Origin of the sequence: Lentilactobacillus senioris, assembly GCF_026798195.1 — a bacterium.
GTDB classification, from domain to species: Bacteria; Bacillota; Bacilli; order Lactobacillales; family Lactobacillaceae; genus Lentilactobacillus; species Lentilactobacillus senioris_A.
Map to the genome: position 1 here is coordinate 60,034 of NZ_JAPQEZ010000001.1, position 17,131 is coordinate 77,164.

Genomic DNA, 17,131 nt, shown 5'->3' on the forward strand with positions numbered 1-17,131 from the left:
CCGCCAATGGCGGTGTTTTTTTAGCTTCCTGCAGGAAGAAACTTATTCATTACCCTTCTTCTCCGCTAGGACTGTGGAGTCCTAACATTCTTCTTACTCCCATATAAATGTTAATAATATAGAAGGCAGCGATTGCTAGGATGAAAAAGATTGCGGTAGTTGATGGAGTATCAACCCAAGCAACCCATGACCCAATTGCATAAATCTGAGCCGTATTCATTAGCCACATGAGCCCTATTGTAAGAACCACCGGAATCACGTGGAGCAATAGTGCCATTTTAGAATTAGCTACTACTTCCTTATTTTTCCGGCCGACGATCCAGGTAATGATTGGAAAGATAATTGGTAAGAAGAAAATACTTAAATAGCTCAAACCAGAAACAATATCAGCGTTATTACTTCTGTTCATCTTGGATGGACTTGCGTTAATTGCCATTGTTCTCTCTCCTTTCAAATTCCGTTCACAACAACCTACAGACAACATGTTTATATAAGTCATTATATGGGACCCCCTAGTAAGGGTCAATTTTAAAGATTAGGCGCTAACATCACTAGACATTTAATAATTTGCCTAAGAAATCCTGTGCCCGTTCGGTTTGTGGATTAGCAAAAAAAGCTTCCGGACTACCCGTTTCTTGTACGTAACCATCGGCCATAAACCAAATCTGGTCGGCCACCGATTTAGCAAAACCCATTTCGTGAGTAACCACCACCATTGTCATGCCATTATTAGCTAAATCCTTCATTACACTTAGTACTTCGCCCACCATTTCGGGATCTAATGCGGAAGTGGGTTCGTCAAACAACATTACTTCCGGATTCATCGCTAACGCCCTAGCAATCGCTACCCGTTGTTTTTGGCCCCCGGATAAACTATCCGGAAACTGGTTCGCGAACTCTAGCATTCCTACCTGGGCCAATTGTGTTTTGGCAATCTCATCAGCTTCTGCATCGCCCAGTCCTTTGACTTTCATCAGAGCTAACTTAACGTTTTCTAACGTGTTCATGTTCGCAAATAAATTGAAACTTTGAAATACCATCCCCATTTTTTCACGAAGCTGATCGAGGTCTTTTTCTGCTAACCCGTTTAGTTGTTGACCTTCAAAACTCACCGTTCCGCTGGTAGGCGTTTCGAGTAAATTCAAACACCGTAAAAAGGTACTTTTACCACTACCAGAAGGCCCAATCACCACGATCACCTGGCCCTGATCCACGTGTTTGGTAATTCCCTTAAGGACTTCTTGTTTGCCGTAGTTTTTAGTTAAATCATCAACTGCAATCATTGTTTTAGTCATGTTGCATCCCCTTTTCAAAGTGATTCAAAATCCGTGATGCCGTGAACGTTAAGATGAAGTAAATTACCATGATAACAAAGATGGGTGCTACTCCTCGATACGTGTCGGAACGGACAATGTTGGACTGGTAAATTAATTCGGTCACCCCAATGATGGACACGATCGAACTATCCTTAATCAAGGTAATAAATTCATTTCCTAAAGAAGGCCAAATATTTTTCACTGCTTGCGGTAAAACTACGTAGCGCATCGTTTTAGCGCTAGATAATCCCAAACTTCTAGCTGCTTCGGTTTGACCTGGATCCACGGAGTTAATGCCGCCCCGGATATATTCAGCAACGTAGGCTCCCGAGTTTAAGGAAATCGCGATGATCCCGGACAATAGCGCCGGAATGTTCACTAATACCCCTAACCCGAAGTATACAAACATTACTTGGACCATCATCGGTGTGCCCCGAATAAATTCCACGTAAGCCGTTGCTAGCCAACGAATAATGTCCTTGAACCAGTTACCATGCAATCTTCTCAGCAGTGCCAAAATTACTCCAATAATGAAGCCAAAGAAGACGGAACAAACGGTAATAATTAAGGTATATTCCACCCCGATGGCAAATGCCTTCCAGTAATGCCACATCGAAGTATTTACCGTGTTAGTTTTCATGTACTTACCAGCCGCTGGCAAGTACTCTTTTTTGATTAAATTAGCTTTTTTAATTTTGGTGATCGACTTATTAGCTGCCGCCACTAAAGTGTTATCCCCTTTGGGAAAAGCAATGGCTGAGCTGGTAGCTGATGAACTCAAGTCAAAATGACTAGGAACGGCCACCAAAGATTTATTATTGGCCACGTAAGCTTCTGCGGTCGGCTTTTCCATCGCCACTCCGTTGACCTTATGACTTTGCAACGCCAAAACCAAATCAGCCGCAGAAGTCATTCCTTTGACTTTGACGTCTTTAATTTGTTTTTGGGATTCTACGTATTGCGTCGTCCCGGTTTGAGCACCCACGGTTTTGCCTTCAAAGGAATCCTTATCTTTGTACCGCCAACTATCAGTCTTATTAACCAAAATAGAGTAACCACCTTGGTAATAAACGTCAGAAAAGCTGACGTTTTTTCTTCTGGCCGGGGTGGGATTCATTCCTGAAATTACCATATCAACTTTCCCAGTCTGCAAACCGGTTAATAGTGAATCAAAGGACATTTTTTTAATCACTAACTTAACCCCTAAATCTTTGGCGATTTGTTTAGCAATTTCGACATCCATTCCGACAATTTTAGTTTTGCCGTTTTCAGTGGCTTCAAATTCATACGGGGGATAATCCGGTGACGTTCCCATCACTAGTTCTCCTTTTTGCTTCACCTGCGCTAAAGAATCATCCGCATAAACTGACTGGACGTTAAACACCAACCCCACCGTTAAAATTGTTACTAGCACTAACAACCAACCCATCCATTTTTTCATAAGCTTTCCTCATTTCGTTAACTGATGAATTGAGTATAAAGCTTTATGATTATTTATGCAATATATTTTTATAAAAAGCTATTTTTATGCATAAATAATAAAACATTCTTGAAAAATATGTATGAAAAAAGCTTTGACCGATTTAATCATGTCAAAGCTTTTTCATTTAATTAATTTCCATACTTTCAGTTTGATAATTTTGCGGATCTTGAACAATCTGGGTCGCAACATGGGCAATCTGATGCTGGATTTCAGTGAAACTAGCTACATCTAAAGGTAACCAATCTGGTCGTAAAATCGTATAATTCAAACCAGAATTTTCAACTGCATCATTAATCGTTGCTTCATCGTCACTTTCTTTAGGTAGTACTAAAATTAACCGTTCCACCTCAGCTGATTTCATTTGCGCCATAACCGTGGCCACTTGGGTGTTATCGTTAGCCACCATGAAGACCACATCTTGATCTCGCATGGCACTAGCTAATAAAGGCTCATCACTAATCTCACCGGTGATTACTCGTTCTCGCATTTCGTTAGTAACGTCTTCTACGTTCAAACTATGATCAAACAACGTGATTTCGGCTTCAGATTCAGCTAATACATTGGCTGTTACTGCTTGCGGTACGGATTTTCTAGCTCCAATAATTAATAGTTTTGTCATCTCTTAACCCCCATTAATTTTAACTATCTTTATTTAAGCCTAATGGTTGGTTTTAACGCAAGCGATGCGTCTTGAAATCAATATTTTGGCTAATAAAAAGATGAACCCCTAAGTGTTCACCTTTTTATTTAATCGTTAGTCGATCCCTAAAGATTGGCAATAAGACCAACGCTACTAATACTCCCGCCCCTGCTTGAAAGAGGTTCGGAATAATTCCCGCTAATCCAGCAGCAGGAGAATACAAGAACGTATCTACCAGCCAGTAACCAACCACCATCAATAGCGCACTAGCAACTATAATTAAAAATCTAACGTATTTATTTTCAAAATGAAGGGCAGAACCAGCTACCAGACCTTCGAGGCCGTGGACAATTAATGAAAAAAACATATATTGACCGTAACCAGCAAACAGATCTAGTAAGAAACCACTAAGGCCCCCAACTGCTGCTCCCCACTTAGCCCCCATGGTAAGGGCGGTCACAATAATTAAGCCATCACTGAGGTTAAGGTAGCCGTTAGTCATGGGCACCGGAATTACGAAAATCCGGCTCACCACCACGTTGACAGCAATTAAAACTGCAGCAATTACCATTTGTTGAAGTTCTGATCGTTGTTTTGTCATTATTTTAAATTAGCCTCGGTAAAATCATACTTAGCTCGTTGACCACCCACCAATTTAGGCCGCGAAGTTAAGGCTACTACATGAGCGCCACCAATCTTGGTTTCAGTCAAACGAACTGGGACTTGAACAAATCGGACGTGCATCCCAATTTCAGTACCACCAATATCAATTCCGCCATCGGCAACAATGTGTTCGACTTCCACCGGATCATTCATTGCTTGCCAACCAGCTATAGAAGTTGCGCCCCCAGCATGCAAAGCGGGAACTACGGTCACTTGTTCAAAATTATGTTTTGTGGCTGTAGCGCGTTCCATCAAAAGGGAACGGTTGATATGCTCACAACCTTGAATAGCCAAATCAAAATCGTATTTCTGCGCATATTCATTCAGAGTATTAAAAACTACTTCACCAACTTGAAGACTGGAATCAGTTGCCATCCAGTGGCCCCGAATCATACTGGTACTACACCCGACAACAAATAAGCCCCCTTTAGGAAAGTTTACTAATTCTAAGTAATTGTCCATTACCCGTCTAATATCTGCTTGAATGTCTGCTAATTCCATTATTCCCTACTCCTTATTTTCACCGTTCGTAATTAACCGTAATACATCCACTAAATTAAGGCCGGAATCATAGTCCGAAGTTAACGTAGCGTTCATCGCTAATTGTAACGTGTTCATAGTTTGTTGGACTGCTACTGATAAATTCAATCCGCGGCCCAGATAACCAGTTAAAATTGCCGCAAAGGCATCTCCGGCACCACTAAAATGACGAGGCAAGTATTTAACAAAATAAGATTGCAATTGTCCATTTACCAGCCAAAAACTGCCCATTTGATCTTGCCGTTTAACTCCAGTGACAATGATTTGTTTGGGTGTCGATAATTTGTGGTTCAGCGTTTGAATAGCCTGGTATAAATGTTGCTCATCTACCACCTCCAAATTAACCCCACTCAATAGTTCTAACTCTGTCACGTTAGGCGTCAGTACCGTTCCTAGCTCTAACAATGAACTCAAGGCCGTCACATATTTGGCATCCAACCCCGGATAAAGGGTTCCGTGATCTCCTAATACCGGATCTAAAATAACTTCAGTTGGTTGCCAAGTAGTTAAAAGTTGCTGCAAGGCCGCTAAAGCAGCAACGTTTCCAACGTATCCAATTAACGCTTGGTCAAACCGCAAATCGTCAATTCCTTGCCATTGTTGATTAGTTTGTTCTAACCATTGAGCCGTTTGAAGCTTGGCTGGCAATCCCAATCCTTCTGTTTGGGCCGACAAAACCACCGTGGGTAACGGTACCGGCCGTTGACCAAAAGCGGTCAAAATGGGCAGCGCTTCTGTCATCGAAATATTGCCGACCGCCGACAAATCTTCAGCTAAGAGGGTCGTTATTTGTTTTGTCATTTAAGATCCTTTCAGGCACTCGCGAACTATTTCACCAACTAGTAACATTATAGCTCATTTAACCGCCATATTGGTAGTATTTCCGGGGATAATTCCTCTAAGTAAAAATTGTGAAAATTATACTTAATTTAGCATAATCACTTCAAAAGCCACTTTAATTTGAATAGTAGCTCAATTATCTTTATAATGTAAGGGTTGCCTTAATATTTAGTCGAAAATTTAAAGGAGATGACCTCCATGAATAATGTTAAACAAGCATTAACAGATTTAAAAGCAGGTAAGTTAATCGTGGTCGCTGACGATCCAGATCGAGAAGGCGAAGGCGATCTACTTGGGGTAGCAGAATACGCCACTCCAGAAACAGTTAACACAATGATCACTTTGGCTCGTGGGTTAGTTTGTGTACCCATGACAGAAGAATGGGCTAGCCACCAAGGGTTAGAACGGATGACGGACGTCAACAATGATGCGTTTGGCACTCCCTTCCTAGTAAGTGCTGACGCTAGAACCACTAGTACCGGAATTTCGGCTTTTGATCGAGCAGATACCATCAAGCAAATGGCTGATCCCAAATCTACCTTTGCTGATTTCTATCATCCCGGTCACGTTTTTCCATTACATGCTGCCGTTGGTGGCCTTAAGGAACGTGATGGTCACACCGAAGCCGGTGTCGCTTTGGCAGAATTAACCAGTGAGAGTCCAGTAGCCTACATCTGTGAAATTGTTAAGGCTGATGGCCATATGGCTAAGGGTCAGGAGTTAGTTGAGTTCTCTAATGAACATGGTTTCACTATGATTACCATCGATGATCTAATTGACTACCTAAAACAAAATTAACTAAAAAAGATTTCTCACCGTTTAAAGTGAGAAATCTTTTTATTTAGTCAGCTTGATTATCAACTGACTTAGCTTGCAAACCATCATGAGCTACAAACTTATTCAAAAAAAGGACGGACTGATCAAAAACTTCGTCTAAATAACCCTTAGCATGCTCAGTTCCACTAATAAAATGACTTTCTGATGGCACTTGAAATTTATTTAGGGTGGTAATCATCGTAGTGACCCCAGAGGTTGGAACGAATTCATTTAATGAGTTCGCCATAAAAATGGGCCCCGTTTTTTCATCCACTCGGTGATAAGGAGTTGCCCGTTGCCATAATCGATGGTCATCGCTGTCATGGAAGTAGTTCAGCACAAACCACTTGTAAAATGAGTCATTAGCGCCAGCTTGGTTAATCTCTGAACTAGCGCCGTTAAAGTTTTGGCGAGCATCTTGTTGTGCTACTACTTCTAGATGGGTAGATAACCAACTATCAATGTCTAAAATGCCAGAAAGCGACACGGCCGGAATGCCGTATTTAATCGCCAATTCAATCGTCATATTACCGCCAACTGAAGAGCCGACTGCCCCAATTTTAGCAGCATCATAATCCAATTGAGCTGCATGGTCACGAACCCAAGCTACTACGTTGTCCATATCAGTTAATGGATCAGGATAATATCCTTGCGGAGTTAAACGATAATTAGGCACTATCACAAAATACCCTTCGCCTACTAACCGCGTTGCCCAGTCCGCGTCTTTACTTTTATCGCCTCTAAACCAACCGCCACCATGAATATCAATTAATACCCCTTTATTAGTGATGCTAGGATCCCAATAATAATCTAATGCCAAGTGATTAGATTCATCATAAACCACGTCTAATTTACTTTTAACAGTCATCTAGCTTCCCCCTTTACTAACTAAAACCAATCATAATATAACGCTGAATTTTGATCACAACAACCGTTTTGCTCAAGGTGATAATCAGCAATCAAAAAAGGCCGCTATTCAGCGGTCTTTTTTTCAGCAAGCACAATTAATTTCTACAAATTATTTAGCGGTTTTACTAGTAACCAAGTGGATTGGTGACTTGATGTTTTTATCAATAGTCTTACCAGCATAGTAATCATATGCTGCTTGTAAAGCTAGCTTACCTTCTTGCTTAGGTTCTTGAGCTACGATACCATCAATAGAACCCTTCTTAACAGCTGCTAAGCCGTCTGGAGTACCATCAATAGAAACGATCTTAATATCAGCGTCTTTAACAGCCTTAACTGCTCCAAGAGCCATTTCATCGTTTTGAGCGAAGACTCCCTTGATATCATTGTGGGCTTGTAAGATGTTTTGCATAGTGCTTAATCCTTTAGCCCGGTCGAAGTTAGCACTTTGCTTAGTAACTAAGTCTAAGTTGCCTTTGATTTCTTTTTCGAAACCTTTACCACGTTGAACTGCAGCATCGGCACCAGGAGTTCCTTCAAGTTCAGCAACCTTAGCGTTCTTACCAACTAATTTTTCTAGGTATTGGCCAGCCATTTTACCAGCTAATACGTTATCAGAAGCAACAGTAGTCAATAATTTACCACCATTTGAGCCCCGGTCACAAGCAATCACTGGAATCCCAGCGTTATTAGCTTTTTTCACAGCTGGAACAATTGCGTCTGAGTCAACTGGGTTAACGATAATTACGTCTACTTTTTTAGTAACTAAGTCAGAAATTTGGTTATTTTGCTTGGCACTATCGTTTTGAGCATCAAATGTTTGAACTTTAGTACCATTTTCCTTAGCAACTTGGTCTACCCCTTGCTTCAAGTTAACGAAGAATGGGTTACTCAAAGTCGAAAGAGACATCCCTACTTTAACGTCTTTTTTGGCTTTTTTAGTTACTTTAGTGTTGTTACTGGACTTACTACCAATACTTGCGCCACCACAACCGGCAAGGAAAAACATCCCTGCTGACAAGACGGCTAGTACAGAAAGAACTTTCTTAGTGCTTAACTTCATGGTAAATACCTCCAATTTTTTATCAAACAATCAATGAATTAATCGTTTGCTTGCTTACGATCTAACAATACGGCGATTAAGATAACGATCCCCTTAACGATTTGTTGGTAGAAACTAGAGATCCCCAACAGGTTCATCCCGTTGTTTAAGACCCCAATGATCAAGGCACCAACCAAGGTACCAGACATCTTACCAGTCCCACCAGCCAATGAAGTTCCACCTAAAACAACGGCGGCAATGGCATCCATTTCGTATCCGGTTCCGGCATCAGGTTGCGCTGATGCTAGTTGAGAAGTTAGCACCATCCCGGCAACGGCTGATAAAATTCCGGCAATCACGTAAATCCAAACCAAAACCTTATTTACCTTAACCCCGGCAACGTAGGCGGCCTTTTCGTTACCACCAACCGCAATGGTTTTTCTACCAAATGATGTCTTGTGCAACAAGACGTAGAAAATGATGTAGGCAAAAATCATTAGGTAAACTTGGAAAGGTACTCCAAACAAGTAACCTTGGCCTAGAAATTGGAATGAGAAACTATCATTCATCTTAGGGCCGGTAATCGGATTTCCGTTGGTTAACACATAAGTCATCCCCCGGAAAATGGACATGGTAGCTAAGGTAACGATAAATGGTGCAGCTTTACCATAGGCAATTAATAATCCGTTCACTGCCCCAAAGACTGCCCCACATAAAATTCCGGCTAAGAATGCCAACACTGGTGACATTCCACCGAGGATTAATTTAGCGGCAATCGCCCCACTCAATGCCAAGATGGCACCAACGGATAAATCAATCCCACCGGTCATAATAACAAACTGCATCCCAAACGCGATCAAAGCGTTAATAGAAACTTGTTGCAGCAAGTTCATGATATTGGAAACGTTTAAAAATGATGTATTTAAAATACTAACAATAATAACTAAAACTAGTAGGGCCACCAACGGTCCTAGCTTGGAATAAAACTTACCAATACTAAACTTTTCTTTCTTTACGGTCCCATCGTTATTCATCTAACTTACCTCCAGTGGCTAACGTCATTACTTTTTCTTGGGTGGCATCAGCAGTTGAGATTTCTCCGGTTAAGGTTCCTTCGTAGACAACTGCAATTCGATCAGAAAAACCGATTACTTCTTGCAAGTCACTAGAAATCATAATAATTGCCACACCACGATCAGTTAATTCGTTCATTAAATCATAAATTTCTCGCTTGGCACCAACGTCAACCCCACGGGTAGGTTCATCCAAGATTAAGATCTGCGAACCACTACCAACCCACTTAGCCAAAACTACTTTTTGCTGGTTACCACCAGAAAGATCTCCGGCTAAATTATTGCGACTAGTTGCTTTTACCGTTAACCGTTTAATCAACATGTCAACGAAATCGTCATCAGCCTTTTGGTCAATAATTCCGTGCTTAACAAATCCGTCAATACTTGGTAAATCAATGTTGGCTGCAATCGTTGCATCTAAGATCAAGCCCTCTTCTTTTCGGTTTTCCGTCAAGAAGCCAATACCATTTTTAATTCCATCACTAGGAGAGGAAATTTTAACGGTCTTGCCATTAACTTCAATTTCACCTGAATCATGTGGATCAATTCCAAATAATGACCGCATAATTTCAGTTCGACCAGCACCCATTAATCCAGAAAAAGCTAAAATTTCACCAGCTTTAACTTCAAATGAAATGTTATTAAAGACGCCTTTTTGAGTGAAGTTAGTTAATTTAAGCCGAGTTTCGCCAAAGTTAGGATGTCGTTCTGGGTAAAAGTCATCCAATTCCCGCCCCACCATGTCTTTAACAATTTGTTGTACATCGGTGTCCTTGGTTTGGTAATTAGCAACCGTTAATCCATCTCGCATTACCGTAATTTCATCGGTAATTTGGAAAATTTCTTGCATCCGGTGAGAAATATAGATAACCCCTACCCCTTGTTTTTGTAAGGTTTTAACAATTTCAAACATCCGATCAATTTCTTTTTCGGTTAAGGCTGCTGATGGTTCATCCATGATCAAAATTTGCGTATCGTTCATTAATGACTTAGCAATTTCAATCATTTGTTGAGTCCCCACGCTAAGTGTTCCAATTTCAGCATCCAAATTTACATCTGCATCTAACCGTTGAAGTACCTCTTGCGCTTGTTTACGCATGGTTTTGGTGTCTAACAAGCCGGCTTTATTTGTAATTTCCTTATTAAGGAACATATTTTCCAGCACTGTCATTTCGGAAAAATTATTCATTTCTTGATGAATAAAACTAATTCCGTGATGTTCTGCATCTAAAGCATTTTGATACTTAACTTCCTTGCCATCAACGAGGATTTGTCCACCATCTGCTTTTAATAACCCGGTTAAGATATTCATTAATGTGGATTTCCCAGCACCATTTTCACCCATTAAGGCGTGTACTTGACCGCCATGGACCGAAAAATTAACGTCCTTTAGGACCTCGTTTTTCCCGAATGCTTTGGAAATTCCCTTCATTTCAATTTGCAAAGGATAACCTCCTATCCATATTTACCAATAACTCCTAAAAAGTTACGCCACTTTCTAAGATGATATTAGAATATGGTGTCATTTCTCCGGTTCTGATAAACGCGTGTGTTTTAGCTAAATCTTGCTTCAACTGGCTATGGTCCACAAATGTAATTTCTACATTAGGTAAGACCTCTTTGATAGCTGCCAATTGCTCTGGATTTTGCTCCTTAATTTCTTCAGCTAAATAGATTCTTTGAACTTCCATTTCAGTTAATACATTTCGGAGTACCGTCATAAAACTAGGAATTTCGTTTTCTACAGCTAAATCAATTTTAGGTGTTCCCATAGGAACCGGCATTCCTGCATCTCCAATGGATAGCCAGTCCATGTGACCCATGTCCGCAATTACAGCGGCCACTTGAGAATTAATTACGCCATTTTTCTTCATATTCTCCTCCTCCAATTAGAGCTTAGATACAGGCAATCCGTTCCAAATGTTATGTAACATTACTTCATTATGAAATCGCTTTCCTATACCTTACGAGGTAATTTTACAATAATATGTTAACGGTTACAATACTTTTCACAAACAGTTTTAATTTTTTTATTACCGGAGTATCAATTAGTTTATCGTTTCAGCATTCTTATCAAAAATTATCTTTAATTTTGGTATAGCCTTTCACTAAGTTTTTATTTTCAACATTTTCAATGTGATGTCTTAAATGAATATATGACTACAAAAAAAGGAAACCATTAAATGGTTTCCTTTTATTTACTAATTTAATCTTCTACCACCGTGTAAGGGTGTTTTTTATCATAACGGTATTCTAATGCCCAGTAAATTGTTACGTACAAGAAGCAAAGCATTGGAACAACGAATGAGAATTGCATTGAACCAGTAATATCAGATACCCAACCTTGGATAGCTGGAACTACTGCCCCACCAACAATTGCCATAACCACGAATGCTCCGGCAGTTTCGTTGTATTTCTTTTCAGTAACAGTGTCTAAAGCATGGGAGTAAATCGTTGGCCATTGAGGACCAAAGAAGAAACTAGCAGCGATAGCCATGATAACTGAAGTCATATTTGGAATACTCATAGTTAAGATCAAAGCGATTGTCCCAAAGACCGAATAAATTGCAAGCACGCGAGTAATTGAGAAACGGCCCATTAAGAAGTTGGCCACCACTTTACCAACAAACCAAGCAATGTAACTGTAAATCATGAAGGTAGAAGCGGCACTATCGGTCAAATGATCCCCCATCTTCAAAGCCAACCGGATGGTAAATGACCAAACAGTGGTTTGCATACCAACGTAAACAAATTGAGCAGCGATGGCTTTTCTGAAACGAGCATTTTTAACTAAGTAACGGAAGGTTTCACCCAATGATGGCTTTTCTTCTTTTGCACCATCACTAGCAGCGTTAGTAGCTTTAGCAGCAGGCATTGGAGTCAAGGCCAAGATGATCAACATCACTACTAAAACAATCAAGATGTACTTGTATGGTCGCAAGGTAAGTTGCAACATCTTTTCACCGTACGCAAGCCGTGCTGCACCATGCATGTTCGCCATCTTTTCAGATAGGTTGCCGACGGTACCAAAGATCAAGTACTTACCTAAGACGATTCCTAAGATATCCCCTAGTGGTACCAAAGTTCCGGCAAAGTTAATCCGGAAGTTAGCTGATTCTTTAGGTCCAAGCATTGAACTGTAAGTTTCAGCAGAAGTTTCTAGGAAGCTCAGTCCAATCGCAATGGCAAAGATAGCTGCCAAGAACATTCCGTAAGTAGCAACTTGAGAAGCTGGGAAGAACAAGCCACAACCAACGATGTAGGCAATCAAACCAATCATAATGGCAAACTTGTAACTCATCTTCTTGATAACTAATGATGCAGGAATGGCGATTAAGAAGTAACCACCGTAGAAGGCACTTTGGACAAAGGCAGTAGCAGCATCATTTAACATGAACACCGTCTTAAATTGGGTGATCAAAATATCGTTTAATGAAGCTGCAGCGCCCCACAATGGGAACATCAAACAAACTAAGATAAATTGAAAAATTGGGGTTTTATTCAAATAACCGTCGGACAATTGAATCCAACCGTGTTTTGATTCGACTTCTTTGGCTTGCAAATTATTTTCCTCCTTAATTAAAATGTAACGCCACTTTCTAAAATAATGTTTGAGTAAGGTGTCATTTCACCAGTTCGTACGAAAGCGTGAGTTTTGCTAAGATCTTTTTTAAGTTGACTATGAGGAACAAAGGTAATATCCACATTAGGTAAAACTTCTTTAATAGCAGCTAGTTGTTCTGGGTTTTGGTCCTTGATTTCATCAGCCAAGTAAATGTGTTGAACTTCCATTTCAGCTAACACGTTTTTTAAAACGTCCATAAAGCTAGGAAGTTGCTTTGTTAGGGCCAAATCAATTTTCTTGGTATCAGCAGGTACGGGCATTCCAGCATCCCCGATTGAAAGCCAATCCATGTGGCCCATTCCAGCGATTACCGTTGATAGTTCTGAGTTAATCACAGTAGTTTTTTTCATAATCAATTCTCCTCATTAACTAGGTTATACGTTTTAGTAAACCTTTTTACTTTTGCTGCAAAAAAATAAACTTGTGTACTTTATTTTTTTAGTAAAACGATTAAGCGACAAAAAATATAATATCATCACATGCAAACGATTGCAATAACATTTTCAAATTTCACTAATTATTCATGGATTTCATTCGGTCCAACCTCAACTACCGTAACGTTTTCTTATATAATCATTACTTGTGATTTTATCAATGATGGAATCGATTGCAATTATTTCATTAAATATGGCTATTCCTAATCCAATATACTGTTTTTACGATTAAATCAAGCGATAAAATAAGTTTTTATTTTCACAATCTTCACTTATTTTAATTGCTCACTTAGTTAGCGTATAATAAATCCTGATAATTAATCTTAGATTTTCATAGGAGCCTAATATGATTCAACCAATTATAACTAATCACCTACAATTAACCACTAAAGCCCAACCGGCTACAATTGCCGACCGTCAGATCATTACCGACTTAAAAGATACTTTAGCAGCCCACAAAGAACATTGTGTAGGTATGGCTGCTAATATGATTGGCCAAAATAAACGAATTATCATCGCCGAAATTGGTGCTTTTCCATTAATCATGGTCAATCCCACTATTACTAAGCAACAACAAGCCTACTCCACCAACGAAGGCTGCTTATCGTTAACGGGAGAGCGGCCCACTACCCGTTATCAAACCATTACCGTGAAATACCAAACCGAACAGTTTCAACCGCAAACCCAACAATTTACCGGGTTCGTTGCTGAAATTATCCAACACGAAATTGATCACTGCGAGGGCATTTTGATCTAAAAAAATACGGCCTAATGGGGCCCACAAAAAAACTGGAACTTTGACTTAAAATGTCAAAACTCCAGTTTTTATTTAATCTTGATGTTCTTTATCTATCACAATGGTTAACGCATGAATTGCGGCTGCAGATAAAATTCCTAAATCATCAACTACCATTGGTAACAATAGTTCTTGACGTTGCTCACCTTGAGCAGCCATGAATTTTTTAGTGCTGCGAACCGCAATCGCAGTCTGTAAGGTTAAGCTAACCCCGGTTAGGAGCACTCCTAATTTACTACTAGTCATAATCTCCACTCCCCTTTTTAATTGCTAACTAATTACTGATGCTTCTTCAGCCGCTTGCTTTGGCTAGCGTAGAATAGCAAGGCTACGCCCCCAAAGAAGATTGGGCCAATGATAGTCCAAAAGGCGGTAGTGTAGTCGTGTTCTAAGATTGGTTCTACAGCGGTAAAGATAATCCCTAATGACAAAATAATCAAAATAAAGGCCACAATGATGTTAGTCCAAGTCTTATTTTTAAATGCCACAAATGGCCGGTCAATATTTTGCTTGCGCTTAAAGAATGGGAAGGCTGCAATTAAGAAGAGGTAAGGAACGGAAGTCGAAATGTTCCCCATATCAGTTAAGATTAGATAGAATTTTTGGGCGCCAGAACCACCAAATGAGATCAATAGGACAATCACTGACACGATGGTTGCTTGAACCCACATTGCGTAGGCTGGCATACCATTTTTGTTAAGTTTGGTCATTTTTTCTGGCCAGAGCTCTTTAGGCGATCCCAAGATAAACGACTTCAATGGTGAATAAGTCAAAATGAAGAAGGAACCAAAGTAGCCCAAGAACATACTTAAACCGGTAAATCGGGCTAAAATAGAGCCCAATAGTAACGATGTTGAATGAGATAGCCCTAAACTTTGACCGAAGAACAGCCCTAGGTTATTCATTAAGACATAAGTAATGTTCCCCAAGTTAACGTCATCGCTGCCGATCACCTTGCTCCAGTTAGTGCTAATCCCCCAAAGCAGAATACTAAGTGAGTAAAAGACGGTCACAAAGATAGTAGCAATTAAAATGCCTTTAGGGAAGTTCTTTTCTGGCTTATCGAGGTCATCCACGATCCCCCCCATGGATTCCATACCAGCATAAGCAAAAATAGCGTACACTACGAAGGAGAAGACAGCAATTGGTGATTGAAAACCAACGTTGGGTGACTTAATAAAACTAGCCGCCCCATGAATTGGTTCTTGTAACTGCCCGTGGTTCACAAACAGTAAAATCACAGAAGCCACAACGAAAATTCCGGTTAAGATCATTACAAATGTCCCACCAATTGATCCTACTTTAGCAATGGAATCGATTCCCTTACTACTAAAGAAAGTAATGGCTAGCATCCACAGTAACGCTAAAATCCCAACCGTTTGAATTGGAGTCAAACCTATAAAATGCCAAGTTTGTGTTTTATCAGATCCAGTTAGCAACGTGGTTAGCGGAATCCAAACTTTCGAAGAAGTAGAAACTAACCAAATAACCCAACTAGATAGCCAGATAAAGGTTCCCACAAAAGCCGTTTTTTCACCGACTGATTCAGATAACCAGGAGTAAAAGCCACCGTGATCATCTTTAAACGCAGAACCATATTCAGCAAACATTAAGCCAGATGGCAAGAAGAACACAATTGCCCCAAATATGTACCAAATAATGCTAGCGTAACCCATTTGGGCAAACGCCACCGTTGTATTAGCAAATCCATAAATAGTAGAAAAAATCATTAAAATCAAGCCGGTCAGAGAAATCTTCGACTGTACTTTCATTATCAGCGCTCCTTTTTCGCTTAGTTATTAAAAACAATTATAATTGTTAGTGTTTTTTTATGCAATTATTATTGTTAAATAATAATTTTTATACATTAAAAATGCTAAATAAATTAAACCTAACTGCCAAATAAGTAATTTTTTAAATAATTATCCGCTAGTTTTCAGCGGGCAGGTGTTAGGATGCATTGCCATCTTATTGTTAGCTAATTTAGGCAGTCCGGAGGTAAAATGTTGTCCAGCGACTTGGGGGCCATCCCCCTCTTCATGGGCTGTGAGATTTTTTGGACAGATCATCACGCTCGGCGAAAACACCAAAAGAAAACCATCAATTACCACGTAGTTTCAGTAGGTTTTGTCTTTATTACTATTCTAGCCGACGGTGGCGCCAACCTAGCCATCTATATCCCATTCTTTTCAACGCTAGCGGACGTTAACCTTATTCTGGTTAATATCTACCTAGTGATCCTAATTGGCCTCTGGTGCGGCTTAGGGTTGTGGTTAACTCATTTCAAGGGATTTGAAGTCTTCTTTAACAAGTATTGCGAAAACATTACCGGGGTTATCTTGGTAGTGTTGGGGATGATATTGATTTATAATGGACTTCATTAGATTTTAGGAGGTTGGCTCTAATTATTAAATACGTACCTTTTGTACTGCTCTGCGTCATCACCATTATTTTTTGTGGTTATCAAATCAAGTGTCACGCTAATTTTAAAGGCTGGATAATTTTTACTTCCCTGGCTATTTACTTAATGTGCGTCTGGTGGCTAATTTTTACCCCGGGCACTTATTTTGGATCACCAGAAAGCTACCACAGCCACTACATTTACTTTAACACTGCCAAAATTATTTATCTTCCTGCCGGCATACTTACTAAAGGTGCATTTTTTAACGTCATAATGACTGTTCCAGCTGGAGTATATCTAGCTCTTATTTTTCCCAAGCATTTAGCTTGGTACCATATTCTCTTGATAGCATTTCTTATCGGTGGTTTTAACGAAGTAACTCAGTTCATATTAGATATTTTAATTCATATTAATAGAACGGTGGATGTGACGGATGTGCTGACTAACTTGGTAGGTGTGTTGGTGGGGTATGGAATGATTGTAATGGTACGAAAGGACAATTAATTTTTAACAAAATAAAAATAGGATATCCATACTAGACTTACCATCTAATATG

20 protein-coding genes are annotated in these 17,131 nt (G+C 39.8%); 4 read left to right on the forward strand and 16 right to left on the reverse strand.

Annotation, left to right across the window (positions count from 1 at the left end; translation table 11 throughout):
- Positions 1 to 49: 49 nt before the first annotated feature.
- From OXT66_RS00260 to OXT66_RS00290, 7 genes are all read right to left on the reverse strand, one after another.
- A complete protein-coding gene (locus tag OXT66_RS00260; protein ID WP_268595081.1) occupies positions 50 to 436 on the reverse strand; it encodes a hypothetical protein in 387 nt (128 codons plus the stop codon).
- Between the two features lie 115 nt (positions 437 to 551).
- Positions 552 to 1,295 carry an amino acid ABC transporter ATP-binding protein gene (locus tag OXT66_RS00265; RefSeq protein ID WP_327058985.1) on the reverse strand — a complete coding sequence of 248 codons (744 nt, stop codon included), beginning with the start codon at positions 1,293 to 1,295 and terminating at the stop codon, positions 552 to 554.
- Entirely contained in the window at positions 1,288 to 2,757 is a 1,470-nt protein-coding gene (locus OXT66_RS00270) for an ABC transporter substrate-binding protein/permease (RefSeq protein ID WP_268595082.1), read from the reverse strand. The genes OXT66_RS00265 and OXT66_RS00270 overlap by 8 nt, the downstream gene beginning before the upstream one ends.
- A gap of 166 nt (positions 2,758 to 2,923) precedes the next feature.
- Positions 2,924 to 3,418 (reverse strand): NAD(P)H-binding protein, encoded by a 495-nt coding sequence (locus tag OXT66_RS00275; RefSeq protein WP_268595083.1) that lies wholly within the window; start codon positions 3,416 to 3,418, stop codon positions 2,924 to 2,926.
- Positions 3,419 to 3,542: 124 nt separating this feature from the next.
- Positions 3,543 to 4,040 (reverse strand): ECF transporter S component, encoded by a 498-nt coding sequence (locus OXT66_RS00280; RefSeq protein WP_268595084.1) that lies wholly within the window; start codon positions 4,038 to 4,040, stop codon positions 3,543 to 3,545.
- Positions 4,040 to 4,603 (reverse strand): TIGR01440 family protein, encoded by a 564-nt coding sequence (locus OXT66_RS00285; protein ID WP_268595085.1) that lies wholly within the window; start codon positions 4,601 to 4,603, stop codon positions 4,040 to 4,042. Before OXT66_RS00285 ends, OXT66_RS00280 begins: the two co-directional genes overlap by 1 nt.
- A gap of 6 nt (positions 4,604 to 4,609) precedes the next feature.
- Positions 4,610 to 5,443, reverse strand: coding sequence for a PfkB family carbohydrate kinase (locus tag OXT66_RS00290; protein ID WP_268595086.1), 834 nt, complete (start codon positions 5,441 to 5,443; stop codon positions 4,610 to 4,612).
- Between the two features lie 237 nt (positions 5,444 to 5,680).
- On the opposite strand from OXT66_RS00290, the gene ribB reads away from it, so the two are divergent.
- Complete coding sequence (ribB, locus tag OXT66_RS00295; protein ID WP_268595087.1) at positions 5,681 to 6,280, forward strand: 3,4-dihydroxy-2-butanone-4-phosphate synthase; 600 nt, start codon at positions 5,681 to 5,683, stop codon at positions 6,278 to 6,280.
- 43 nt (positions 6,281 to 6,323) lie between these two features.
- On the opposite strand, the gene OXT66_RS00300 is transcribed toward ribB, so the two are convergent.
- The 7 genes from OXT66_RS00300 to rbsD (OXT66_RS00330) all read right to left on the reverse strand — a co-directional run bounded on the left by OXT66_RS00300 (position 6,324) and on the right by rbsD (OXT66_RS00330) (position 13,294).
- Positions 6,324 to 7,166: an alpha/beta hydrolase gene (locus OXT66_RS00300; protein WP_268595088.1), complete on the reverse strand. Its 843-nt coding sequence runs from the start codon at positions 7,164 to 7,166 to the stop codon at positions 6,324 to 6,326.
- A gap of 150 nt (positions 7,167 to 7,316) precedes the next feature.
- Positions 7,317 to 8,267 carry a substrate-binding domain-containing protein gene (locus tag OXT66_RS00305; RefSeq protein ID WP_268595089.1) on the reverse strand — a complete coding sequence of 317 codons (951 nt, stop codon included), beginning with the start codon at positions 8,265 to 8,267 and terminating at the stop codon, positions 7,317 to 7,319.
- A gap of 38 nt (positions 8,268 to 8,305) precedes the next feature.
- Positions 8,306 to 9,280, reverse strand: a complete 975-nt coding sequence (locus tag OXT66_RS00310; RefSeq protein WP_268595090.1) for an ABC transporter permease — start codon at positions 9,278 to 9,280, stop codon at positions 8,306 to 8,308.
- Complete coding sequence (locus OXT66_RS00315) at positions 9,273 to 10,763, reverse strand: sugar ABC transporter ATP-binding protein (protein ID WP_268595091.1); 1,491 nt, start codon at positions 10,761 to 10,763, stop codon at positions 9,273 to 9,275. Before OXT66_RS00315 ends, OXT66_RS00310 begins: the two co-directional genes overlap by 8 nt.
- 34 nt (positions 10,764 to 10,797) lie before the next feature.
- Positions 10,798 to 11,193: a D-ribose pyranase gene (rbsD, locus tag OXT66_RS00320; protein WP_268595092.1), complete on the reverse strand. Its 396-nt coding sequence runs from the start codon at positions 11,191 to 11,193 to the stop codon at positions 10,798 to 10,800.
- A 332-nt stretch (positions 11,194 to 11,525) separates the two neighbouring features.
- Positions 11,526 to 12,881 (reverse strand): L-fucose:H+ symporter permease, encoded by a 1,356-nt coding sequence (gene fucP / locus OXT66_RS00325; RefSeq protein WP_268595093.1) that lies wholly within the window; start codon positions 12,879 to 12,881, stop codon positions 11,526 to 11,528.
- Between the two features lie 17 nt (positions 12,882 to 12,898).
- Positions 12,899 to 13,294: a D-ribose pyranase gene (rbsD, locus tag OXT66_RS00330; protein WP_268595094.1), complete on the reverse strand. Its 396-nt coding sequence runs from the start codon at positions 13,292 to 13,294 to the stop codon at positions 12,899 to 12,901.
- A gap of 430 nt (positions 13,295 to 13,724) precedes the next feature.
- On the opposite strand from rbsD (OXT66_RS00330), the gene OXT66_RS00335 reads away from it, so the two are divergent.
- Positions 13,725 to 14,135: a peptide deformylase gene (locus OXT66_RS00335; RefSeq protein ID WP_268595095.1), complete on the forward strand. Its 411-nt coding sequence runs from the start codon at positions 13,725 to 13,727 to the stop codon at positions 14,133 to 14,135.
- A gap of 72 nt (positions 14,136 to 14,207) precedes the next feature.
- On the opposite strand, the gene OXT66_RS00340 is transcribed toward OXT66_RS00335, so the two are convergent.
- Both OXT66_RS00340 and yjeM read right to left on the reverse strand, forming a co-directional pair.
- Positions 14,208 to 14,420, reverse strand: a complete 213-nt coding sequence (locus OXT66_RS00340) for a hypothetical protein (RefSeq protein WP_268595096.1) — start codon at positions 14,418 to 14,420, stop codon at positions 14,208 to 14,210.
- A 32-nt stretch (positions 14,421 to 14,452) separates the two neighbouring features.
- On the reverse strand, positions 14,453 to 15,946 hold the full coding sequence (gene yjeM / locus OXT66_RS00345; protein ID WP_268595097.1) for a glutamate/gamma-aminobutyrate family transporter YjeM: 1,494 nt from the start codon (positions 15,944 to 15,946) through the stop codon (positions 14,453 to 14,455).
- A 231-nt stretch (positions 15,947 to 16,177) separates the two neighbouring features.
- Between yjeM and OXT66_RS00350 the strand changes: the two genes are divergently transcribed.
- On the forward strand, positions 16,178 to 16,558 hold the full coding sequence (locus OXT66_RS00350; RefSeq protein ID WP_268595098.1) for a cadmium resistance transporter: 381 nt from the start codon (positions 16,178 to 16,180) through the stop codon (positions 16,556 to 16,558).
- 143 nt (positions 16,559 to 16,701) lie between these two features.
- On the forward strand, positions 16,702 to 17,079 hold the full coding sequence (locus tag OXT66_RS00355) for a VanZ family protein (RefSeq protein WP_268595099.1): 378 nt from the start codon (positions 16,702 to 16,704) through the stop codon (positions 17,077 to 17,079).
- Positions 17,080 to 17,131: the final 52 nt, after the last annotated feature.

Excerpts from the sequence above, each read along its gene's own strand:
- OXT66_RS00335 (WP_268595095.1), top strand. The coding sequence starts at position 13,725 with ATGATTCAACCAATTATAACTAATCACCTACAATTAACCACTAAAGCC.
- OXT66_RS00270 (WP_268595082.1), bottom strand. The coding sequence starts at position 2,757 with ATGAAAAAATGGATGGGTTGGTTGTTAGTGCTAGTAACAATTTTAACG.
- OXT66_RS00275 (WP_268595083.1), bottom strand. The coding sequence starts at position 3,418 with ATGACAAAACTATTAATTATTGGAGCTAGAAAATCCGTACCGCAAGCA.
- OXT66_RS00280 (WP_268595084.1), bottom strand. The coding sequence starts at position 4,040 with ATGACAAAACAACGATCAGAACTTCAACAAATGGTAATTGCTGCAGTT.
- OXT66_RS00285 (WP_268595085.1), bottom strand. The coding sequence starts at position 4,603 with ATGGAATTAGCAGACATTCAAGCAGATATTAGACGGGTAATGGACAAT.
- OXT66_RS00350 (WP_268595098.1), top strand. The coding sequence starts at position 16,178 with ATGTTGTCCAGCGACTTGGGGGCCATCCCCCTCTTCATGGGCTGTGAG.
- OXT66_RS00265 (WP_327058985.1), bottom strand. The coding sequence starts at position 1,295 with ATGACTAAAACAATGATTGCAGTTGATGATTTAACTAAAAACTACGGC.
- OXT66_RS00355 (WP_268595099.1), top strand. The coding sequence starts at position 16,702 with ATGTGCGTCTGGTGGCTAATTTTTACCCCGGGCACTTATTTTGGATCA.
- OXT66_RS00290 (WP_268595086.1), bottom strand. The coding sequence starts at position 5,443 with ATGACAAAACAAATAACGACCCTCTTAGCTGAAGATTTGTCGGCGGTC.
- rbsD (WP_268595094.1), bottom strand. The coding sequence starts at position 13,294 with ATGAAAAAAACTACTGTGATTAACTCAGAACTATCAACGGTAATCGCT.
- OXT66_RS00300 (WP_268595088.1), bottom strand. The coding sequence starts at position 7,166 with ATGACTGTTAAAAGTAAATTAGACGTGGTTTATGATGAATCTAATCAC.
- yjeM (WP_268595097.1), bottom strand. The coding sequence starts at position 15,946 with ATGAAAGTACAGTCGAAGATTTCTCTGACCGGCTTGATTTTAATGATT.
- OXT66_RS00340 (WP_268595096.1), bottom strand. The coding sequence starts at position 14,420 with ATGACTAGTAGTAAATTAGGAGTGCTCCTAACCGGGGTTAGCTTAACC.
- ribB (WP_268595087.1), top strand. The coding sequence starts at position 5,681 with ATGAATAATGTTAAACAAGCATTAACAGATTTAAAAGCAGGTAAGTTA.
- OXT66_RS00305 (WP_268595089.1), bottom strand. The coding sequence starts at position 8,267 with ATGAAGTTAAGCACTAAGAAAGTTCTTTCTGTACTAGCCGTCTTGTCA.
- OXT66_RS00310 (WP_268595090.1), bottom strand. The coding sequence starts at position 9,280 with ATGAATAACGATGGGACCGTAAAGAAAGAAAAGTTTAGTATTGGTAAG.
- rbsD (WP_268595092.1), bottom strand. The coding sequence starts at position 11,193 with ATGAAGAAAAATGGCGTAATTAATTCTCAAGTGGCCGCTGTAATTGCG.
- OXT66_RS00260 (WP_268595081.1), bottom strand. The coding sequence starts at position 436 with ATGGCAATTAACGCAAGTCCATCCAAGATGAACAGAAGTAATAACGCT.